Source organism: Streptomyces albidochromogenes (assembly GCF_005981925.1).
Taxonomy (GTDB): Bacteria; Actinomycetota; Actinomycetes; order Streptomycetales; family Streptomycetaceae; genus Streptomyces; species Streptomyces albidochromogenes.
The window spans coordinates 1-2,220 of sequence record NZ_VBVX01000533.1; the positions used below are offsets into that span (position 1 = coordinate 1).

The 2,220-nt window shown below is 74.5% G+C and carries 2 protein-coding genes; both read left to right on the forward strand.

All coding sequences use genetic code 11. The annotated features are described in order from the left end of the window. Positions 1-1,309 (forward strand): PQQ-binding-like beta-propeller repeat protein (locus E2E34_RS33500; protein WP_138905597.1); only part of this gene is annotated, 1,309 nt, incomplete at its 5' end. 13 nt (positions 1,310-1,322) lie between these two features. Further along, positions 1,323-2,220, forward strand: an 898-nt coding sequence (locus E2E34_RS33505; RefSeq protein WP_138905598.1) for a serine/threonine-protein kinase, incomplete at its 3' end; no start/stop codon positions are given.

The window sequence follows — 2,220 nt, forward strand, 5'->3', positions numbered from 1 at the left end:
AGAGGTGTATAAGAGACAGACCCAGCGCGCAGCCGCCGCCCCCAGTGGCCTGCCGCGCCGCAGGCTGCTCGCGGTGGGCGGCGGCTGCGCGCTGGGTCTGGCGGCGGCGGGAGCGGGGGCCTGGATGTGGTCCGCGGGGCGGAGCGAGGGCGGCGGGAAGAAGAAGCCCGCCTCCACCGCGAGCGACGGGCCCCGGCCGCTGTGGCGCACCGATGTGGCCGACAAGTGGCAGCGCCAGCTCCCGATGCCGCTGGGCAAGGTGGTCGCCACGCTGTCGGACGACGCGCTGCGGGGTCTGGACACGAAGACGGGCAAGGAGGTGTGGTCGTACCCGCTGCTGACCAGCGGGCAGCAGATCACCACGGACGGCGAGGCCGTCTACGGCTTCCTCCCCGAGTACGACGAGGGGAAGGGCCTGTCGCTGCACGCCTTCTCGCCCGACGACGGCACCATGCGCCGCCGCGTCGCCCGGCTCGCCGACTTCAACGGCACGGTGAACGACGCGGAGATGATCGCGGCCGCCGGCGGAGTGCTGTACCTGGCCGCCCGGCAGAAGGGCGCGTCGTCCACGGACTACACCGCCCAGGCCAAGGACTGGCGTCTGCTGGCGGTGGACCAGCGGACCGGGAAGAAGCTGTGGCAGCGGTCCACCGCCGTCGTCTACCCGAACACCGGCTCGACGGCCATCAGCGCCCGGGCCGTCGGCAAGCGCCTGATCGTCGCCGCGAGGGGGGCCGTCTCGTCCGAGTTCACCGTGGGAGCCGTGGACATCGGCACGGGGGAACGGATCTGGAGCATGACCGTCCCCAGGGAGCGTCTCGACTCCTCGTTCCTCATCCCGGGCCAACTGGCCGTCGACCGCGAGCACGTCTACGTCAGCAGCGGGCGCGTCTGGGCCCTGAAGCTCTCCGACGGCAAGGTGGCGTGGGAGTTCGGGGACGACCGCAATCCGGGCGACATCGAGCAGAACGGGCGGCGCTACGGCGCCCCGGCCGTGCGGGACGGGGTGGTGTACGCCGCCGAGGGCAGCCGGGGCCTGGTGGCCCTGGACGCGGGCACGGGCAAGCTGCTGTGGGCGGAGGAGGAGGACCTGACGAAGGACGACACCCCGCGTCTCGACAGCCCTCCGGTGATCGGCGGGAAGCACGTCTACGCCCCGCTCACCGACGGCATCAGCGCCGTCGACCGCCGTACGCACCGCTCGGTCTGGACGTACGCGACGCCCGCCCTGCGCTTCGTGGCGCACAAGGCGGCCGGGCAGCTCATCGCCGCCGACACCACCACCGTGACCGCCCTGCCCTTCGAGTGAGAAAGCCTCCATCATGCTCCCCCTCAGCACCGGCGATCCCCTGCGTCTCGGCCCGTACCGCCTCCTCGGTGTGCTCGGCGAAGGGGGGATGGGCAAGGTCTACTTCGGCCGGGACGGCGCGGGCGACGCGGCGGCGGTCAAGGTCCTGCGCCCGGAGCTCGCGCACGACGAGAACCTGGCCCGCCGGTTCGTGCGCGAGGCGCAGACCGCGCAGGCGGTGACCGGCGAGGGCGTCGCCCGCGTGCTCGGCGCGCGGACCGAGGGCGGACGGCCGTGGATCGCGGCGGAGTTCCTGGCGGGCCCCACCCTCGACGACGCCGTGACGGCGTACGGTCCGCTGGACGACGCCGCCCTGCGGGCGCTCGCGTCGGCCCTCGCCCGCACCCTCCAGGACATCCACGCCGCCGGACTGGTCCACCGCGACCTCAAGCCGGCCAACATCGTGCTCACCTCGCGCGGCCCCCGCGTCATCGACTTCGGCATCGCCCGCCCCGAGCACGGACTGACGCTGACCACCACCGGCCAGATCCCGGTCACCCCCGGGTACGGCGCGCCCGAGCAGGTGCTCGGGCAGCGGGTCGGCCCGCCCGCCGACGTCTTCTCGCTCGGCGCGGTCCTCGCGTACGCCGCCGGTGGACGCCGCGCCTACGACGGCCCACACGTGGCCGGCGTGCAGTACCAGGTCGTGCACGGCGAGCCCGACGTGAGCGCGGTGCCGGAGCACGTCCGGGCCCTCGTCCTGCCCTGCCTCGCCAAGGATCCGGCGCGGCGCCCCGAACCCGCGCGGATCGCGCAGGCGTTCACGCCCGCGCGCGGGGCCGGGAAGGTCTGGCGGCAGGGCCCGCTGGCCGCCGACATCGGCCGGCGCGAGGCCGCCGCCCGGCAGCTGGCGGCGACGTTCCCGGCCGAGC